Source organism: Gordonia amicalis NBRC 100051 = JCM 11271, assembly GCF_000332995.1.
Lineage (GTDB): Bacteria > Actinomycetota > Actinomycetes > Mycobacteriales > Mycobacteriaceae > Gordonia > Gordonia amicalis.
Genome location: NZ_BANS01000042.1, coordinates 12,898 through 30,028, shown reverse-complemented (window position 1 = coordinate 30,028; position 17,131 = coordinate 12,898). Strand labels below are relative to the sequence as shown.

14 protein-coding genes are annotated in these 17,131 nt (G+C 68.6%); 5 read left to right on the top strand and 9 right to left on the bottom strand.

What is annotated here, in order from left to right; genetic code table 11:
- Position 1: 1 nt before the first annotated feature.
- The 4 genes from GOAMI_RS18525 to GOAMI_RS18510 form a co-directional block, all read right to left on the bottom strand.
- Positions 2-1,195, bottom strand: coding sequence for a M24 family metallopeptidase (locus GOAMI_RS18525; protein ID WP_006438119.1), 1,194 nt, complete (start codon positions 1,193-1,195; stop codon positions 2-4).
- A gap of 72 nt (positions 1,196-1,267) precedes the next feature.
- On the bottom strand, positions 1,268-2,773 hold the full coding sequence (locus GOAMI_RS18520) for an NAD-dependent succinate-semialdehyde dehydrogenase (RefSeq protein WP_006438118.1): 1,506 nt from the start codon (positions 2,771-2,773) through the stop codon (positions 1,268-1,270).
- Positions 2,770-5,847, bottom strand: coding sequence for an FAD-binding and (Fe-S)-binding domain-containing protein (locus GOAMI_RS18515; protein WP_006438117.1), 3,078 nt, complete (start codon positions 5,845-5,847; stop codon positions 2,770-2,772). Before GOAMI_RS18515 ends, GOAMI_RS18520 begins: the two co-directional genes overlap by 4 nt.
- On the bottom strand, positions 5,831-7,138 hold the full coding sequence (locus GOAMI_RS18510; RefSeq protein WP_006438116.1) for an aspartate aminotransferase family protein: 1,308 nt from the start codon (positions 7,136-7,138) through the stop codon (positions 5,831-5,833). Before GOAMI_RS18510 ends, GOAMI_RS18515 begins: the two co-directional genes overlap by 17 nt.
- A gap of 232 nt (positions 7,139-7,370) precedes the next feature.
- Here GOAMI_RS18510 and GOAMI_RS18505 point away from each other — a divergent pair, with 232 nt between their 5' ends.
- From GOAMI_RS18505 to GOAMI_RS18490, 4 genes are all read left to right on the top strand, one after another.
- Positions 7,371-8,396, top strand: a complete 1,026-nt coding sequence (locus GOAMI_RS18505) for a D-2-hydroxyacid dehydrogenase (RefSeq protein ID WP_006438115.1) — start codon at positions 7,371-7,373, stop codon at positions 8,394-8,396.
- A gap of 37 nt (positions 8,397-8,433) precedes the next feature.
- On the top strand, positions 8,434-9,351 hold the full coding sequence (locus tag GOAMI_RS18500; protein ID WP_006438114.1) for a TtfA family protein: 918 nt from the start codon (positions 8,434-8,436) through the stop codon (positions 9,349-9,351).
- A gap of 99 nt (positions 9,352-9,450) precedes the next feature.
- Positions 9,451-10,032 carry an orotate phosphoribosyltransferase gene (gene pyrE / locus GOAMI_RS18495; RefSeq protein WP_006438113.1) on the top strand — a complete coding sequence of 194 codons (582 nt, stop codon included), beginning with the start codon at positions 9,451-9,453 and terminating at the stop codon, positions 10,030-10,032.
- On the top strand, positions 10,025-10,711 hold the full coding sequence (locus tag GOAMI_RS18490) for a TrmH family RNA methyltransferase (RefSeq protein WP_006438112.1): 687 nt from the start codon (positions 10,025-10,027) through the stop codon (positions 10,709-10,711). The genes pyrE and GOAMI_RS18490 overlap by 8 nt, the downstream gene beginning before the upstream one ends.
- A 39-nt stretch (positions 10,712-10,750) precedes the next feature.
- Here GOAMI_RS18490 and GOAMI_RS18485 read toward each other — a convergent pair whose 3' ends face one another.
- Complete coding sequence (locus GOAMI_RS18485; protein WP_006438111.1) at positions 10,751-11,482, bottom strand: VTT domain-containing protein; 732 nt, start codon at positions 11,480-11,482, stop codon at positions 10,751-10,753.
- Between the two features lie 77 nt (positions 11,483-11,559).
- On the bottom strand, positions 11,560-12,540 hold the full coding sequence (locus tag GOAMI_RS18480) for a DUF368 domain-containing protein (protein WP_006438110.1): 981 nt from the start codon (positions 12,538-12,540) through the stop codon (positions 11,560-11,562).
- A 185-nt stretch (positions 12,541-12,725) separates the two neighbouring features.
- On the opposite strand from GOAMI_RS18480, the gene fbaA reads away from it, so the two are divergent.
- A complete protein-coding gene (gene fbaA / locus GOAMI_RS18475; protein WP_006360991.1) occupies positions 12,726-13,763 on the top strand; it encodes a class II fructose-bisphosphate aldolase in 1,038 nt (345 codons plus the stop codon).
- Between the two features lie 68 nt (positions 13,764-13,831).
- Here fbaA and GOAMI_RS18470 read toward each other — a convergent pair whose 3' ends face one another.
- The 3 genes from GOAMI_RS18470 to GOAMI_RS18460 all read right to left on the bottom strand — a co-directional run bounded on the left by GOAMI_RS18470 (position 13,832) and on the right by GOAMI_RS18460 (position 16,982).
- Positions 13,832-14,557 (bottom strand): hemerythrin domain-containing protein, encoded by a 726-nt coding sequence (locus tag GOAMI_RS18470; protein ID WP_006438109.1) that lies wholly within the window; start codon positions 14,555-14,557, stop codon positions 13,832-13,834.
- A 101-nt stretch (positions 14,558-14,658) separates the two neighbouring features.
- The gene (locus GOAMI_RS18465) at positions 14,659-14,976 is read right to left on the bottom strand and encodes a hypothetical protein (protein ID WP_006438108.1); all 318 of its coding nucleotides are present in this window, start codon (positions 14,974-14,976) and stop codon (positions 14,659-14,661) included.
- Complete coding sequence (locus tag GOAMI_RS18460) at positions 14,973-16,982, bottom strand: Rv0361 family membrane protein (protein WP_006438107.1); 2,010 nt, start codon at positions 16,980-16,982, stop codon at positions 14,973-14,975. Before GOAMI_RS18460 ends, GOAMI_RS18465 begins: the two co-directional genes overlap by 4 nt.
- Positions 16,983-17,131: the final 149 nt, after the last annotated feature.

Genomic DNA, 17,131 nt, shown 5'->3' with positions numbered 1-17,131 from the left:
GTCATTTCTGGATCAGTTCCCGCGGGAACGACGTGAAGCACTCGACGCCGGTGGGGCTGACCCGGACCGACTCGGAGAGCTCGAAACCGTAGTTGTCCATCCACATTCCGCAGACGATGTGGAAGGTCATGTTGGTCTCGAGGACGGTCTCGTCCTCGGTGCGGATGCTGATGGTGCGCTCACCCCAGTCCGGCGGATACCCGATGCCGATCGAATAGCCCAGACGTGAGGGCTTCTCGAGGCCGTACTTGGCGAGGGTCCAGTTCCAGGTGGAGGCGAGTTCGCGGGTCGCCACTCCCGGCCTGATCGCCTCGAGGACGTTGTTCAGGCCTTCGGCGGTCGCCTTTGCGACGTAGTCGAGTTCCTTGTGCGGCTTACCCAGCGACACGGTCCGCGCGAGCGGGCAGTGGTATCGGTTGTGCGCGCCGGTCAGTTCGATGACCACCGCTTCGTCCTCGACGAAGGTGCCCTGATGCCAGGTCAGATGGGGGGTGTCGGCTGCTGCACCGGTCGGCATCATCGGCACGATCGCCGGATAGTCACCACCATAATCCGGTGTCCCGGTGATCTGTGCCTGCGAGATCGCCGCGGCCGCATCGCATTGCCGCACACCGATCTCGATGGTGTCGATGGCCGCACGCATGGCCTCCGAACACACCATCCCGGCCTGTCGCATCAACTGGACCTCGGCTTCGGACTTCACCGATCGCACCCAGTTGACGAGTTCGAAGTTGTCGACGAGCTTCCACTCCGGGATCGCGTTGTGCAGCGCCCGATATGCCTTGGGGGAGAAGAAGTGCGAATCCATCTCCAGGCCGACCGAACCCCCGCGCGACGCAGGGGCGATGGCGTGGCGTTGCCGGAGCGACCACGCCACCCAGTCGAAGGGATGAACGTGCGGGCGGTGCACGTAGCTCTCCGGGTACCCGACGATCTGGTCGTCCGCCAACCACGTCGTGCGGTGTGCGCCACGGGCATCCATCTCCCGGGCGTAGAAGACCATCTCGCCCTCGATCGGGACGAACAGCATCTGCGGGGTGTAGAACGACCACGCGTTGTACCCGATCAGATAGAAGATATTGGCCGGATCGGTGACGATGATCGCCGACAACCCCTGACGGTCCATGAGTTCGCGGACCCGTGTCAGGCGCTGGTCGTACTCGCTGTCGGTGAACAGCTGAGTCCCGAGGTACATGGGCTTGCTGCTCCTTGCTCACACGTCGGTGGTCGGGTGCCGGACGGTCGTTCCGGGCAATGGATCTCCGGATCAGCGACGGATCGGGGTCGCCGTGTACTTCATGTCGAGGAACTCCTCGATGCCCACGCGGCCACCCTCACGGCCGAGGCCGGATTCCTTGACACCACCGAACGGAGCGGCCGGATTCGACACGATGCCGGTGTTCACCCCGACCATACCGGCTTCGAGCGCAGCCGACAGCCGAGCGCAGCGGTCGACGTCCTGGCTGAAGAAGTACGCGACGAGGCCCCACGCGGTATCGTTGGCGAGTGAGATCACCTCGTCGTCCGCGGCCGGGTCGAGGGGATTGTCGGCGTCGCCGAACGGGATGATCGCCGCGACCGGGCCGAAGATCTCGTTGCGCACCAGGTCGGCGTCGAGTCCGACCCCGGTCAGCACCGTGGGCGGGTAGAAGTAGCCGGGACCTTCGATGGCCTGCCCACCGCACGCGACCGTGGCGCCCTTGGACACCGCGTCGTCGACCAGCGAGGAGACCTTCGCAACGGCCTTCGGCTCGACGAGAGGCCCGACCTGCGTGCCCTCGGCTGCGCCGTCGCCGACCTTCAGGGCGGCCATCTTCGCCGTGAACGCCTCGGTGAACTCGTCGATCACGCTGCGATGCACGAAGACCCGGTTCGCCGCGGTGCACGCCTGACCGGTGTTGCGCATCTTGGCCAGCATGAGACCGTCGACGGCACGGGCGATGTCGGCGTCGGCGCACACGATGAACGGGGCATTGCCGCCGAGCTCCATCGAGGTGCGCATGACGGTCCCGGCGGCCTGCCGCAGCAACGTCTTCCCGACCTCGGTCGATCCGGTGAAGCTGACCTTGCGGGCGACTCCGCTGTCCATCCATTCGGTGACCACCGTCGACGGATTCGTGGTGGTCACGACGTTGAGCACGCCAGCGGGCAGACCCGCCTCGACGAGGATGTCCGCCAGCAGGAGGGTGGTCAGCGGGGTGAGCTCGGCGGGCTTGAGGACCATCGTGCAGCCGGCGGCGACGGCAGGCCCGATCTTGCGGGTCCCCATGGCCAGCGGGAAGTTCCACGGTGTGATCAGGATGCACGGACCGACGGGCTGCCTGCTCACCACGATGCGGTGGCCGCCGTCGCCGGTGGTGGTGTGGTCGCCGCCGATCCGGACGGCCTCCTCGGCGAACCACCGGAAGAACTCGGCGCCGTAGGCGACCTCGCCCTTGGCCTCCGCCAGCGGCTTGCCCATCTCGGCGGTCATCACGGAGGCGATCTCGTCTGCCCGGTCCATGATGAGTTGGTATGCACGGTAGAGGATCTCGCTGCGACGGCGCGGTGAGGTGGCCGCCCACTCGGCCTGATGCGCGGCTGCGGTCTCGAGTGCGCGGCGGGCGTCGGAGGCGTCGGCGTCGGCGACCCGGGCGAGCACCTCGCCGGTCGCCGGGTTGAGCACGTCGAACCGGTCGCCCGCGGCGGCCGGAATCCATTCACCGTCGATGAACAGGTCGGTGTGGATGGACGAGATGGCGTCGGGGACCTGGTGGGTGGCGATGGCCGTCATGGTCGGGCTCTCCTCGGTTCTCGGGTGGTCTGTCGGGGTTCTGATGCGGCGGTGAGAAGTTCGGCGAGGTGGACACCGCGGACCTCCCGTGCGCCGGCGAGTCCGTCGTCGACCGTGGCGAGGTGTTCCACCGCCATCGCGCAACTGAATCCGTCGGTGATGACGGGCCGGTGCGGGTCGTCGCGCAGCGCCGGGGCGAGCCCGTTCTCCGCGACGGCCATGCTGACCTCGTAGTGTCCCTTCTCGAAACCGAAGTTACCTGCCACACCACAGCATCCGTCGGCGGAGTGCACGGCGACACCGAGCGCTTCGAGAGCGGCGGTGCCGGTGCGGGCGCCGAAGACCGCGTACTCGTGGCAGTGCGTCTGGAGGGTGACCTCCTCGGGTAGCGCCGGCGGTCGCCATCCCGCGTCGAGCAGGGTCGGCAGGTATGCGGCGAAACTCCGGACCCGCGCCGCCACGCGACGAGCGCTGTCGGTGGGGACGAGTTCGGGCAGGTCCTTGGCCAGTGCGGCAGCACAACTCGGTTCCGGCACCACGATGGGACGGTCGGTGCCGTCGTCGAGAGTCGCAGCGGTGCGTCGAAGTGTCCGGCGGGCCTTGTCCAGCTGGCCGGTGGAGATCCAGGTGAGCCCGCAGCAGTTGTCGGCCGAACACCCCACCCGGTCACCCGTCGCGCCGAGAACCTCGGTGACCGCCGAAGCGACCTGGGGGCGGAAGGCGCGGGTGAAGGAGTCGACGAACAGGATGACCTGCGAGGTCGGGGACACCGGCGCGAGTGCGTCGAGATGGGTCCTGCGGGCGCGTCGGGTCGAGAACGACGGCATCGTCCGGCGCGGATCGATGCCGCCCGCGCGTGCGGCGAGACGGCTGATCTTGGACGACAGCGCGCGATTGACCAGTGGTGCCGCGATCCCCGCCGCCGACAGCCAGGCCGGCATCCAGCCCAGCGAGTAATGCGACAGCGGGCGGATGCGGCGACGGTAGTGATGGTGGAGGAACTCCGACTTGTAGGTCGCCATGTCGACGCCGGTCGGGCAGTCCGTCGAACATGCCTTGCAGGACAGGCACAATTCGAGGGCTTCGGCGACCTCGGGGGATCGCCATCCGTCGTCGACCGACGGCGCGGTGCGCACCATGTCCTGCAGGACACGGGCGCGACCCCGCGTGGAGTCCTTCTCGTCCCGGGTCGCGCGATAGCTCGGGCACATGACACCGGTGGTGTCGGCCCGGCACCGGCCGACGCCGATACAGCCCTGAACTGCATGGACGAAGGGGTCCAGTAGCGGCAGCTCGGTAGAACCACCCCGGAGATGCGCCCCTGAGGGAGTCGTCGAGGACGTGGTGTCGTCGACGCCGCTGCTGAGGGCGAATTTCGGGGGCGTATCTCGGGAACCGTGGCCGAGGTGGAACGCGGTGGGCCAGGCCCGGCGCGGGACATCGGCGAGAGCGAGGTCGGCGGTGATCGACGGTGGGTCGATGATGCTGCCCGGGTTGAGGGTCCCGGCCGGGTCCCAGATCGACTTGAATCGCGCGAAGGCCGCCATCATCGCGGGTGAGTACATGATCGGGAGCAGCGCCGAGCGGGCGCGTCCGTCGCCGTGCTCCCCGGACAACGAACCGCCATGACGGACAACCAGTTTGGCGGCATCGGTGCAGAAGTGCTCCATCACGGCGCGTCCCTCGGGCGTGCGCAGGTCGAACGTGATGCGGACGTGCATGCACCCGGCGCCGAAGTGGCCGTACATCACACCGGTCAGGCGGTGACGGTCGAGGAGTTCGGCGAAGTCGTCGAGGTAGTCGGCCAGGCGCTCGGGGGCGACCGCCGCGTCCTCCCAGCCGGGCCAGGATTCGTAGTTCCCGCCGATGCTCTCGTCGTCGGGGTCGGCCAGTCGGGACGACAGACCGGCGCCGTCCTCACGGACACGCCACAGGGCCTTGCGCCGCACCGGGTCGTCGACGACGGTGGCGCCGATCATCCGGCCCTGCCCACGCAGGTGGTCGAGGAGGCGCTTCGCGGTCGCGGGGACGTCGTCTTCCCCCAGCGCCGCAGCGCTTTCGGAGTCGACGTCGATGAACAACCAGGCCGACCCTTCGGGGAGTCCGGCGACGGTGTCCCGGCCGCGGCGCGCGGCCATCGTCGCGACGATCTTCCGGTCGATGCCCTCGATGGCCGATGGCGAGAACGGGAGGATCGCGGGTACGTCGCGAGCGGCGTCCGACGGGGAGTGATAGCCGACGCAGAGCAGGAGCTGGGAGGTCGCGACCGGAACGAGCCGCACCTTGGCCGACACCACGATCGCGCATGTCCCCTCGCTGCCGACAAGTGCACGCGCGACGTCGAAACCGTTCTCCGGCAACAGTCGTGCGAGGTGATAACCCGAGACCTGACGCGGGATGGTCTCGAGTTCCGTGCGCAGGATCGCCAGATTGACGGCGGCGAGATCCCCGAGGGCGGCACTGATCTCGGTTGCGCGGGCGGCCGCGGCGGCGTCGCCGGGATCGGTGGCGTACAACCCGTCCCGGGTCGCGGTGAGCAGGACACCGTCCGCGGTGACGAGGTGGAGCTCGATGACGTGGTCACTGGTACGTCCGTACCGGACCGAGTGGTTACCGCAGGCGTCGTTGCCGATCGCGCCGCCGAGTGTCGCCCGCGACGCCGACGAGGGGTCGGGTGCGAAGGTGAGCCGGCCGCCGGTCGCTGCACGGGCACGTGCCGCCAGCGTGGTCAGCACGATGCCCGAACCGGCCACCGCGCTGGAGGTCTCGGCGTCGATCGACAGCACCCGGTCGAGGTGACGGGACAGGTCGATGACGACGCCATCGCCGATGGCGTTGCCCGCCATCGATGTTCCGCCGCCGCGCACGACGACCGGGACTCCCAGGTCGTGACATCGGGCCACGATGGTGGCGACCTCACGCGCGGACCGCGGGAATGTCACGGCCAGCGGCGGGATGCGGTAATTCGAGGCGTCGTAGGAGTATTCGGCCAGACGCCGGGGCGACGCGTCGGCATTTATGCCGAGGTCGGTGAGTTCGACTGCGATGTCCACCGGCCTAACCCAGTGCGGCATGCAACGCTGCGCCGAACCGCGCGACGCCCAGGTCGATCTCGTCGGCGGTCACGACGAGTGCCGGGATGAGTCGGACGACGTTGGCCGAGGGTCCGCAGGTCAGCGTCAACAGACCCTGGGCCGTGGTGGCCTGCTGCACCGCGACGGCGGCAGCGGCGTCGGGCACGGTGTTGCCCGCGGCGTCGGTGGTGATGAACTCGATGCCCGCCATCAGACCGAGTCCGCGGACGTCGCCGACGCCCGGGAATCGCGCACACACCTCACGCAGGCCGGCGAGCATCTGCTCGCCGCGCACGCGGGCGTTCTCCACGAGTCCCTCGGCCTCGATGACCTCGAGGGTCGCGATGGCGGCCGCCGCGGCCACGGCATTGCCGCCGTATGTACCGCCCTGCGAGCCCGGCCACGCCTTGCTCATCAGTTCGGTCGACGCGGCGATCGCCGAGATCGGGAAACCGGAGGCCAGGCCCTTTGCGGTGATGATGATGTCGGGAGTCAATCCCTCGGCGTGCTGGTGGCCCCAGAACCTGCCCGTGCGACCGAAGCCGGCCTGCACCTCGTCGAGGATGAGCAGGATGCCGTGCCGGTCGGCGCGGTCGCGCAGCCCTTGGAGGAAGCGAGGCGGAGTCGGCAGGTAACCGCCGTCGCCGAGGACGGGTTCGATGAGGAACGCGGCGGTGTCGTTGGGGGCGACGCGCGACTGCAGGAGGTAGTCGAGCTCGCGCAGCGCGAAGTCGACGGCGGTGTCGGTGTCCCAGCCGTAGCGGAAGGCATAGGGGAACGGCGCCATGTGGACGCCGCTCATCAACGGGGAGAACCCGGCCGAGAATCGCGTCCCCGCCGTGGTGAGGCTCGCCGCGGCCACCGTGCGGCCGTGGAATCCGCCCTGGAAGACGACGATGTTCGGCTTGGCGGTCGCCATCCGGGCGAGACGGATCGCGGCCTCGACGGCCTCCGAACCGGAGTTGGCGTAGAACACAGAGTCCAGGCCTGCCGGGAGGACCGCACCGAGACGTTCGGTCAGCTCCAGCAGCGGCGGATGCAGAACGGTCGTGTACTGGGCGTGGATCACCTTGGCGCACTGGGCCTGTGCTGCCGCGACCACATGCGGGTGGCAGTGACCGGTGCTGGTGACGCCGATGCCCGTGGTGAAGTCGAGGTAGTCGCGACCGTCGGTGCCGTGAATCCAGGACCCCAGGGCATGGTCGACGACGACGGGCGTCGCCTGTTTGAGCGCAGGACTGAGCGAGGCCGTCTGATGGGTGCGGGTGGGGGAGTCAACGCCGGCAGTCATGGGTACACCGTGACGGGAGATCGTACGATTGTCAACAATGTGACAGTCGGTGGTGGTGCGGGTCCTTTCGATACGGCTCCTTTGTCGAGTGGTGGGGAGGTTTCGACGCGACGCCTCGCTTCGCTCGGTGTCGGCTCAACCGGCATCGGGGGTTGCTTAATGTGGAGGTTTCGACGCGACGCCTCGCTTCGCTCGGTGTCGGCTCAACCGGCATTGGGGTTACGGTGGCCGTATGAGCACCCGACGACCGGTCCTCGCGCTCCTCGGTGCCCCGGGTGTCGCGCCGCCGCCCAACCTCGACCAACTCGCCGACCTCGCCGAGATACGTCATTGCGTGGCAGGCGATCTCGCGCAAGTCCTACCCGGTGCGGATGTGTTGGTGTTGTGGGACTTCTTCTCTCGCGCGCTTGCCGACAACTGGGGTGACGCGACGTCGGCGCTGCGCTGGGTGCACGTCTGCGCGGCCGGGGTCGACTCGTTGCTCTTCGACGAGTTGACCGCCTCTGACGTGGTGGTGACCAATGCGCACGGGGTCTTCGACCGTCCCATCGCGGAATTCGTTCTCGCCTCGATCCTCGCGCGCGACAAGCGTTTACACGAGTCGATGGCCCTGCAGCGCGACCATGTCTGGAAGCATCGCGAGACCGTCGGCACGTCTCGGGGTTCGGTCCTCGTGATCGGCACCGGCGGGATCGGTCGTGCCACCGCGCAACTGCTCCGTGCGGTGGGGATGCGGGTCGTCGGTGGAGGGCGGACCGCGCGCGAGTCCGATCCCGACTTCGGTCGGGTCATCCCCACCGCCGAGCTCGCCGATCACGTCGGCGACTTCGACAACGTCGTCACCATCGCGCCGCTGACCTCGCAGACCGCCGGGATGCTCGACGCTCGGGTGCTCGCGGCGATGAAGCCGGGAGCGCACCTGATCAACGTCGGACGCGGGGAGCTCGTCGACGAGCCGGCGCTCGTCGAGGCATTGCGCGCGGGGCACCTCGGGGCGGCCTCGCTCGACGTGTTCGCCACCGAACCGTTGCCCGCCGACAGTGAGCTGTGGGATCTTCCCGGTGTCGCGATCTCGGCGCACATGAGCGGCGATGCGCTCGGCTGGCGCGAGGCGCTGGCCGAACAGATCCTCGACAACCTGCGCAGATATGTCGGCCTGGAGGCTCCTGCGGACGGGGTCGCGCTCGCCGAGACGCTGGTCAACGTCGTCGACAAGGAACGCGGCTACGTAACGGCCACACTTCGACAGGGCGGATGACGTCGCCGCGGCCCTGCCGATAGTAGGCTGTAGCGCGATGACCACCGTCTATTTCCTGATCGCCGCCGTGGCACTCGCGGGTGCGGGCGTCCTGTTGTGGCTCGACCGGCAGCGGTCGAGCGTCGCGCGACACCAGCGTGCGGTCTGGGGGGACGAGCACGAGTTCAAGTTCCGCGAGACGGACACCAAGCTGCGCAAGGTGTTTCGCCGGGCGACGATGAACGTCCCCGATCATGTCGAGGTCCGCGACGTCGCGTACGGCCGCTACGGCGGCGTGGAGACCGTCGTCTTCGATCTCGCCGAGACCGCGACCGTGATCGCCGTCCGCCGCTCCTCGCCCTCGCCCGTCGTTGTGGACCTGCGTCACGAGGATGTGCTGGCGCCCGCCGAGGAGGACGTCGAACTCCTCGGTGCAATGGGGCCGCGAGTCATGTTCTCCAACAACCTCGACGTCGCGCGCCGCGTCTGTGACCGGCGGATGGTCGCGCTGGCCAACAAAGCCCCGGCGTTCGTCGAGGTGCTGTGGAACGAGGGCAACTGGGCGCTCGGTTCGCTGCCGTTGACCAACGACCCCGCGACACTCAACACCGGCCTCGAGGTGGTTCGGCGTTTCGCCGACCTGCTGCGTGTTCTCCCGCCGATGCGCGAACCCGAGGACTCACCGGACCCTCGCGATCCACACGGACCCACGCGCGCCGAACTCGCCGACGAGAAGACCGAGTCGATGCGCGACAAGCGTCGTCGCCAGGCTGCGGCGGCTCCCGCTACGGAGGCTTCTGCGGCAGCCAGGCCGAGCGCGCCGCCGGTCCGCAAACCGCCGGCGACGGGTGCAGCTCAGACGACGACCGGCCGGGGCATGGCCCCGATGCCCGTCCGCGGTTCCGGCTCGCGGAAGCCGGAGGATTCGCGTCGCCCAGACGACACCGGCGATCGCTCCAACCGTCACCGCAGCTGATCCGACAGGGCTGATCTGACGGTGTCGCGGACACCGTAGGGTAATCGTCATCCAGTGCACACCGGCCCACGGCCGGCGAGTTCGAGAGTGAGTAGTCGCATGTCCTCGTCAATCCCGGTTTCCGACGACACGCCACCCCAGGTCGACTCGGCGGGCCGGGCACGACTCGCCGAACTGGTCCGCGAACTCGCCGTCGTGCACGGCAAGGTGACGCTCTCCTCGGGCAAGGAGGCCGACTACTACGTCGACCTGCGCCGCGCCACCCTGCATCACGAGGCCTCTCGGCTGATCGGCCGGCTGATGCGCGAGCTCACGGCCGACTGGGATTACGTCGCCGTGGGCGGACTGACGCTCGGCGCCGACCCGGTCGCGACCTCGATCATGCACGCCGACGGCCGCGACATCGACGCCTTCGTCGTGCGCAAGGCCGCCAAGGCCCACGGTATGCAGCGTCGGATCGAAGGACCCGACATCGTCGGCCGCAACGTCCTCGTCGTCGAAGACACCAGCACCACGGGTGCCTCGCCGTCGACCGCGGTGGAGGCCGTGCGCGAGATCGGCGGCAACGTCGTGGGTGTCGCCACCGTCGTCGACCGTGCGACCGGTGCGGACGCCGTCATCACCGGGCTGGGCGTGCCCTACCGCTCGCTGCTCGGGCTGAACGATCTCGGCCTTGCCTGACGCGCTCGACCCAGACGCCGGGGTCGTCGGTCCAACCGAGTGGATCACCGGACCGCCGGTGGGCGTGGGCGCGTGGTCCGTCGAACATCCCGACGAGCCGATCCCGGACGACGAGCGCCTCGACCCCGAACTGCTGGCGAACGGGGACACCCGCAATGTCGTCGACGCGTACCGGTACTGGAAGCGCGAGGCGATCGTCGCCGACATCGACTCGCGTCGCCACCCGCTACACGTCGCGATCGAGAACTTCGCCCATGACGCCAACATCGGCACTGTGGTGCGCACCGCGAACGCCTTCGCCGTCGCGGCGGTCCACATCGTCGGGCGTCGCCGCTGGAACCGTCGTGGTGCGATGGTCACCGACCGCTACCAGCACCTCATGCACCACGACACGGTCGGGGACCTGATCGACTGGGCTCGGGGCGAGGGTCTGGCCGTGGTGGCGGTGGACAACACCCCTGGGTCACAGCCGCTGGAGACCGTGGAACTCCCGCGCGAGTGTGTGCTGCTGTTCGGCCAGGAAGGTCCGGGCGTGAGCGACGACGCGCAGCGGCAGGCGGACATGACGGTGTCGATCGCCCAGTTCGGATCGACCCGCAGCATCAACGCGGGCGTCGCTGCCGGGATCGCGATGCACGCGTGGGTCCGGCAGCACGCCGACCTCGGTGACGCCTGGTAGCGGACCTCGATACCGGTTCGCGCCTCCGCGGTTCGGGGCCTACTCGGCCGGCGGGGTGGTGGCCGGATCCTTCGACGGGGCCAGCGGCTCCTCCTCGACGACACCCTTGCGCGACCGCAGGATGCGCTTGACGATCTCCGAGATGATCGGCAGCACCGACACCAGCACGATGATGATGAAGATGTAGTCGACGTTGTCGCGGATGAACTCGATCTGCCCGAGGAAGTATCCGAGCAGTGTCACACCCACGCCCCAGGCCACCGCGCCGACGATGTTGTAGGTCAGGAAGACGGCGTACCGCATGCGGGCCGCGCCGGCGACCAGCGGTGCATAGGTCCGGACGATCGGGACGAAGCGGGCCAGGATGATCGTGACCGGGCCGTGCTTCTCGAAGAACTCATGGGCCTCGTCGATGTAGGCCTGTTTGAGGACCTTCGCGTTCGGTGTGAACAAGGTGTAGCCGAGTTTCTTGCCGATCCAATACCCCACCTGGTCGCCCAGGAACGCAGCGATCGGGATGGTGACCAGCAGCACCCACAGCGGTGCGAAGGGCTCGATCTCCGCCGACTTCGCGGCGACGATCAGGCCTGCGGTGAAGAGCAGGGAGTCGCCCGGGAGCAGCGGGAACAGGAGCCCCGACTCGATGAACACCACCAGCAGCAGACCCGCCAGCATCCAGGTGCCGAACGAGTTGAGCAGGTTGACCGGATCCAGGAATCCCGGCAGAAGAGCCAGGTTGGTCGTGGTGGTGGCAAGTGCTGAGTCGATCACGGGAACCCAGAGTACCTGCGCGGGCGACGAGGGCGGAATCGCGCGGGAACGGCGTCGGGCACCGCCCGGGAACGGGATCAGCCCATCGTTGTGGCGGGCCGGCCGTTCGACGAGCCGAGTCTGCGTTGGACGAGCGCCACCGCCGCGACGATCACGACACCCAGGACGAACATGCCCAACGCGCCCGGCCAGTCGTCGCCGACGGGCATCGGTGCCCCGTTCGTCGGGTCCTGCCACGGCCACAGTGCCCGCAGCGACCCCAGCAGCAGGCCCGCGGCGCCGACCATCGCCAAGCTGTGGTGGTTACGCAGCAGCCACTCGAGAGCCTGAACGAACGAGGCGAGACCCACGACGGCGCCTGCGGCGAAAACCCCCAGATAGATGAGGTCGCGGTCGTCGACGGCGGCCAGCGTCGGTGCGTAGAGACCGATCACGAGCAAGAAGAACGAACCCGACACTCCGGGCAGCACGAGCGCGCACACCGCGACCGAGGCCGCGAAGAAGACCGCCACCAGCGGCGGATCAGACACCTCGGACCGCGGCAGCGACGTCAGCACGAACACGAGTACGGCCATCACCGCGAACGTCAGGACGGCCGACAGTTTCGACGAGGTGGTCGTGAAGGTTCCGCGCGGGATCTCCTGAAACGGGATGGCCACCGACGCCGCGATCATGCCGATGAACAGAGCCCGGGAATACACCGGCTGCTCCGTGACGAAACCCTCCATCACGCCGGCGATCGAGAACACCGCGATCGCCATACCCGCCAGAACCGGGACCACCAGCCACCAGTCGACCCGTGCGGCATCGTCGGTTCGGACGCCTCGCAGGCGGCGTGCCGGGAACGTCGTCGCCGCCTTCGCCGTCGCGATGAGCCGGTCGTATATGCCGGTGATCAGGGCAACAGTGCCGCCGGAGACCCCGGGGATGGTCTCGGCCACGCCGATGAGGGCACCGCGGCCCACATTCGACGCCACGGTGACCGCCGACGGCCGGGTGGATTGGTTGCCGACGGGAGGGGAGCCGTCGGACCGGACCGGAGAACGAGAGGCTGCCACACCGCGATCCTACGGATGTCTCTCGGTGCAGGTCCGGGCGCGAATGCGGGCGCACCCCCAACTGTGGCACCTGCCATACTGAGGGAAGTCCGGCCGCGGGAAGTCCGGCTGCTCGCCACGGCGCATCAACCGAGGGCGAGAGAACCCGAACACCAGAGCACATCAACACCCTGGAGGATTCGTCGATGCCCATTGCAACCCCGGAGCAGTATGCCGAGATGTTCGACAAGGCGAAGAAGGGCGGTTACGCGTTCCCCGCGATCAACTGCACCTCGTCGTCGACGATCAACGCCGCGATCAAGGGTTTCGCCGACGCCGGCAGTGACGGAATCATCCAGTTCTCGACCGGTGGTGCCGAGTTCGGTTCGGGCCAGGGCGTCAAGGACATGGTGACCGGCGCCGTCGCACTCGCCGAGTTCGCGCACGTCGTCGCCGCCAAGTACGACGTCCTCATCGGCCTGCACACCGACCACTGCCCCAAGGACAAGCTGGACACCTACGTGCGCCCGCTGCTCCAGATCTCGCAGGAGCGCGTCGACGCCGGCCGCAACCCGCTGTTCCAGTCGCACATGTGGGACGGCAGCGCCGTGCCGCTCGACGAGAACCTAGAGATCGCCAAGGAACTCCTCGCCAAGGCGGGCGCCGCCAACATCATCCTCGAGATCGAGATCGGCGTGGTCGGCGGTGAAGAGGACGGCGTCGAGAACGAGATCAACGACAAGCTGTTCACCACCCCCGAGGACTTCGAGAAGACCATCGAGGCCCTCGGTGCCAGCGACTCGGGCAACCGCTACCTGCTCGCCGCGACCTTCGGCAACGTTCACGGCGTCTACAAGCCGGGCAACGTCAAGCTGCGTCCCGACGTGCTGAACACCGGCCAGGAAGTCGCCGCCAAGAAGCTGGGTCTGGCCGACGGCGCGAAGCCCTTCGACTTCGTCTTCCACGGCGGCTCGGGCTCGCTGAAGAGTGAGATCGACGAGGCGCTGAGCTACGGCGTGGTCAAGATGAACGTCGACACCGACACCCAGTACGCCTACACCCGTCCGGTCGCCGGCCACATGTTCGGCAACTACGACGGCGTCCTCAAGGTCGACGGCGACGTGGGCAACAAGAAGGTCTACGATCCGCGCAGCTGGTCCAAGAAGGCCGAGGCCAGCATGAGCGAGCGCGTCGTCGAGGCGTGCAACGACCTCAAGTCGAACGGCAAGTCGCTGACTGCCTGATCACCCGACAGACGATTCTGCCCGCACCCGGAAAGGGTGCGGGCAGAACTGTTTTCAGGGCTGTTCGGTCACCGGCCGGTGCCGGTGCGGGATGTTCTCGTGGCGGGACGCTCGCCCCGAGTCAGCGGTGGGATGTGCTCGATCGCGCCCGCCGCGGCTGCGACGACGCCACTGGTCGAGCGCGCCGCCGCCGACCAGGGTCGGCCACTGCGCGCCGCCGCGTCGAGCAGGTCGCGGAAGCGATCGAGGGCGGTCAGCGGTGCGGCCGCGAGCGCATTGCCCGGGGGCCGACGGGCCACCACCGGGTGCGGTCGTGTGGGAGCGGTGGATCGGACGATCTGCCACCGGGTGCCCAGGCGGATCAGATCGTCACGATCGGTCGCCTCCTGCAGCCGCGGGAGCAGGACGTCCTCCTCGTCCCGGACGTCCTCCCGGAGCAGCCGGACGATCTCGGCGAACAGCCGATGGTGCTCGTCGGAGTCGACGTCGAGAGTCTCCAGTGACGTGAAGAGTTCGTTGATCGCCTGGTGTTCCTTCTCGATCTCGAGCGTCAGTTGCTCACCGTCTGCCAGTCGGCGCCGGATCGCGGGCCACAGGACGGCCTCCTCGGCGAATGCATGTGGAAAGACGAGCCGGCACAGATCGTTGAGCACCGCCTCGCGGTCGTGGCCGGACGCGTGCTCGGCCTTCCGGATGAGGCGGTCGAGTTCGACGTGGTCCCGCTTCTGCCGACTCAGGACAGAGCGGCGGCCGCCCAGTTGTTCTTCGGTCTGCTCGGCCAGGGATCGGGGCATGGCGTCACTCCCGGGATTCGCGATGTGTCACGCCGCGGGCTCTGCGTGCGGTCGGTGCAGCGGTACCCCACATCGGAGAGCCCAAACGGCCGCAACCGGCGTCAGGAGGTCAGCCACCCGACCATCACCGCAACCGCCAGTGCGATCATCACGAGCGCGGCGACGACGACCGCCGGGTCGGTGCGCGAACCTGACCCGGTGCGGGAACGCGCATCGGGGTCCCCGAGATGTGCCGGCCGGATGCGCCGCGACGGGCCGCCCGAAACCGGCGGCGGCGTGGGTCGTCGAGGAGTGAAGTAGGCCGGGACGTCCGAGGACTGCTCCCCGGACTCCGGCCGGCCTTCCTGCCGGTCCGATCGCCCGGCGTGGGGCGGCGGGGATGTGGTCGACGGGGGACCCCACCCCTGACCGCCGGTCACGTGGGGTTACACACCTTCCAGGCATCACCGTCGCGCTGCAGGTTCAGCGTCACCGTCTCGGGGCTGTCCGGCGCACTCGTGTGCACTGCGACGACTTCGACGACGGCCAGGTCGCCACCCTCGACCACCCGCACCGCGTTGATCGCCTGGGTCTGGACGAGCTCGTTGCGAGCCTTCTGCGCGTCGTAGGTCTTCTGATAGGCCGCGTCGTCGAAGTCCGTGTAGAAGGCGTGGAGCTCGCCACAGGTGACTGAACGCAGGGTCGCGAGGTCGCCCTCGTACAGCGCCGTCGTGTAGTCGAGCGCCACCTCGGCGGCTTCGTCGGCCGGCGGGGTCGCCGTCATGTTGTTGTACGCGAAGATGCCGCCGACGACCGCGGCGATCACCACGACGAGCGCGGCGACGGCGATCAGGAGACCCTTGCCGCCCTTCTTGGTGGTCTTCGCGGGCCTGCCGCCGGGGATGACCTGAGGCTGGTGTGCCGTGGTCGTCCACTCGCCGGTCGACGACGGGGCGACCGCGGGCTCCGGGACGGTGTCGGTGCGCTCATCCGTCGCCGGCGACTTCGCGCCTGCAGCGGTCGCACCGGCAGCGGTCGCACCTGCAGCCGCGGCCCCCGCGGCTGCAGCCGGGATGACCTTCGTGGCGACGTCCGAGTCGGGCTCGTCTTCGGGCATGTTCTCCGACGCGGCGCTCGACTCGTCGGTGTCCTCGGCCGTCGGCGACAGCACGATCGCCTCGGTGGGTGCCTCGCCGGACGGCGCCTCTTCGTCGGTCTCGGTGTCCTCGGCTCCGGTGTCCTCCCCTCCGGTGTCCTCGGTTCCGGTGGCCTCGACCTCGACGGGTTCATCCGACGCGGCCTCGTCCTGGACCTCCGCCTCGGTGGGTTCGGCGGTCTCGGTGGGCTCCGCGGTCTCGGCGGCGGCGTCTCCGGCGGGCTCGGTGGCGGCCTCGTCGGATTCGGTGTTCTCGTCTTCGATTGCCGCAGTGGAGGTTTCGGCTTCCCCGTCAGCGGCTGCATCCACCGCTTCGGGTTCGCCGGTCTCGTCCTCGACGGAGGTGTCCTCGTCGGACTCGTCGGTGCTCGCCACGGCAGCACCGGCGGCCGCTGAGCCCGCCGCGACGGCGGCGACGGTAGTGCCAGACTCACCGGTGTCGTCGGCGTCTTCTGCTTCCGGGGTCTCCGATCCGCCGGACTCAGCCGACTTCTCGGTGCCCGACACCTCTGCGCCGGACACCTCTGTGTCCGACACCTCTGCGCCCGACATGGCGGACTCGTCGTCGTCCGCTGTGGTGGCCTCCGCCTCCGCCGCAGACTCGCTCGCCGGGTCTTCGACGGCTTCGGTTTCGGCTTCGGTCTCGGGCGCCGCAGTCGCGTCGATGTCGTCGAGATCCTCGAGTTCGCTCGGGTCGGGAAGGTCCTCGCGGCGGATCACGGTGGTCTTCGAATCGCTCGGACCCAGACGGGCGGGCTTGCTCGCCGGCGCGGCCGGGGTCTCCTCACCGCTCGTGCCCGCATCATCGGCCCCGAGCGGATCGATCGTGTCCAGATCCTCGAGATCCTCGGGTGACGGGAGATTGTCCCGGCTGATCACCTGGGTGGCGCCGTCGATCCCGCGTCCGCCCTTCGGCTTCGGTGCCTTCGCAGGGCGGGGCGCGTCAGCAGCGTCGGTGCCGGTGGCCGCCGCCCCGTCGGCCTTGTTTCCGTCGGCCTGGTTCTCGGCGGTGTCGTTCTGGGTGGGATCGTCCACGGCTGGCTCGTGGCCCTCTCTGCTGGTGCTCCGGTTCCCGGCGTCCTCGCCGGTCGGAACATTATCCGGGGTGGTGTCTGCGATGTCCGTGTGAGACCCGGAATCCTGGCCGGACTCCCTCCTCGGCCCGGGAGGACTCAACGGGTCGGTGCCCGGTGTGTGGCCGGTCCGCCGCGCGCGACGTTCGTCCCGGACCTGGCGCAGCGTCGAGAGTGCTTTGGTGACAGCAGTTCTCGGCCCCTCTGATCGAGCCATCGACTGATCACCCCGCATTCTTGCCCATCGCATGGTTTCGGTCCGGCCGCCGAGTGACTCGGTGACAGGACCGATTGCGTCATTCACCCTAGCGAATCGCCGGCCGATCGAGCACTAGGGCGTTCGGTCGGTACGGTCGCCTTCGCGGT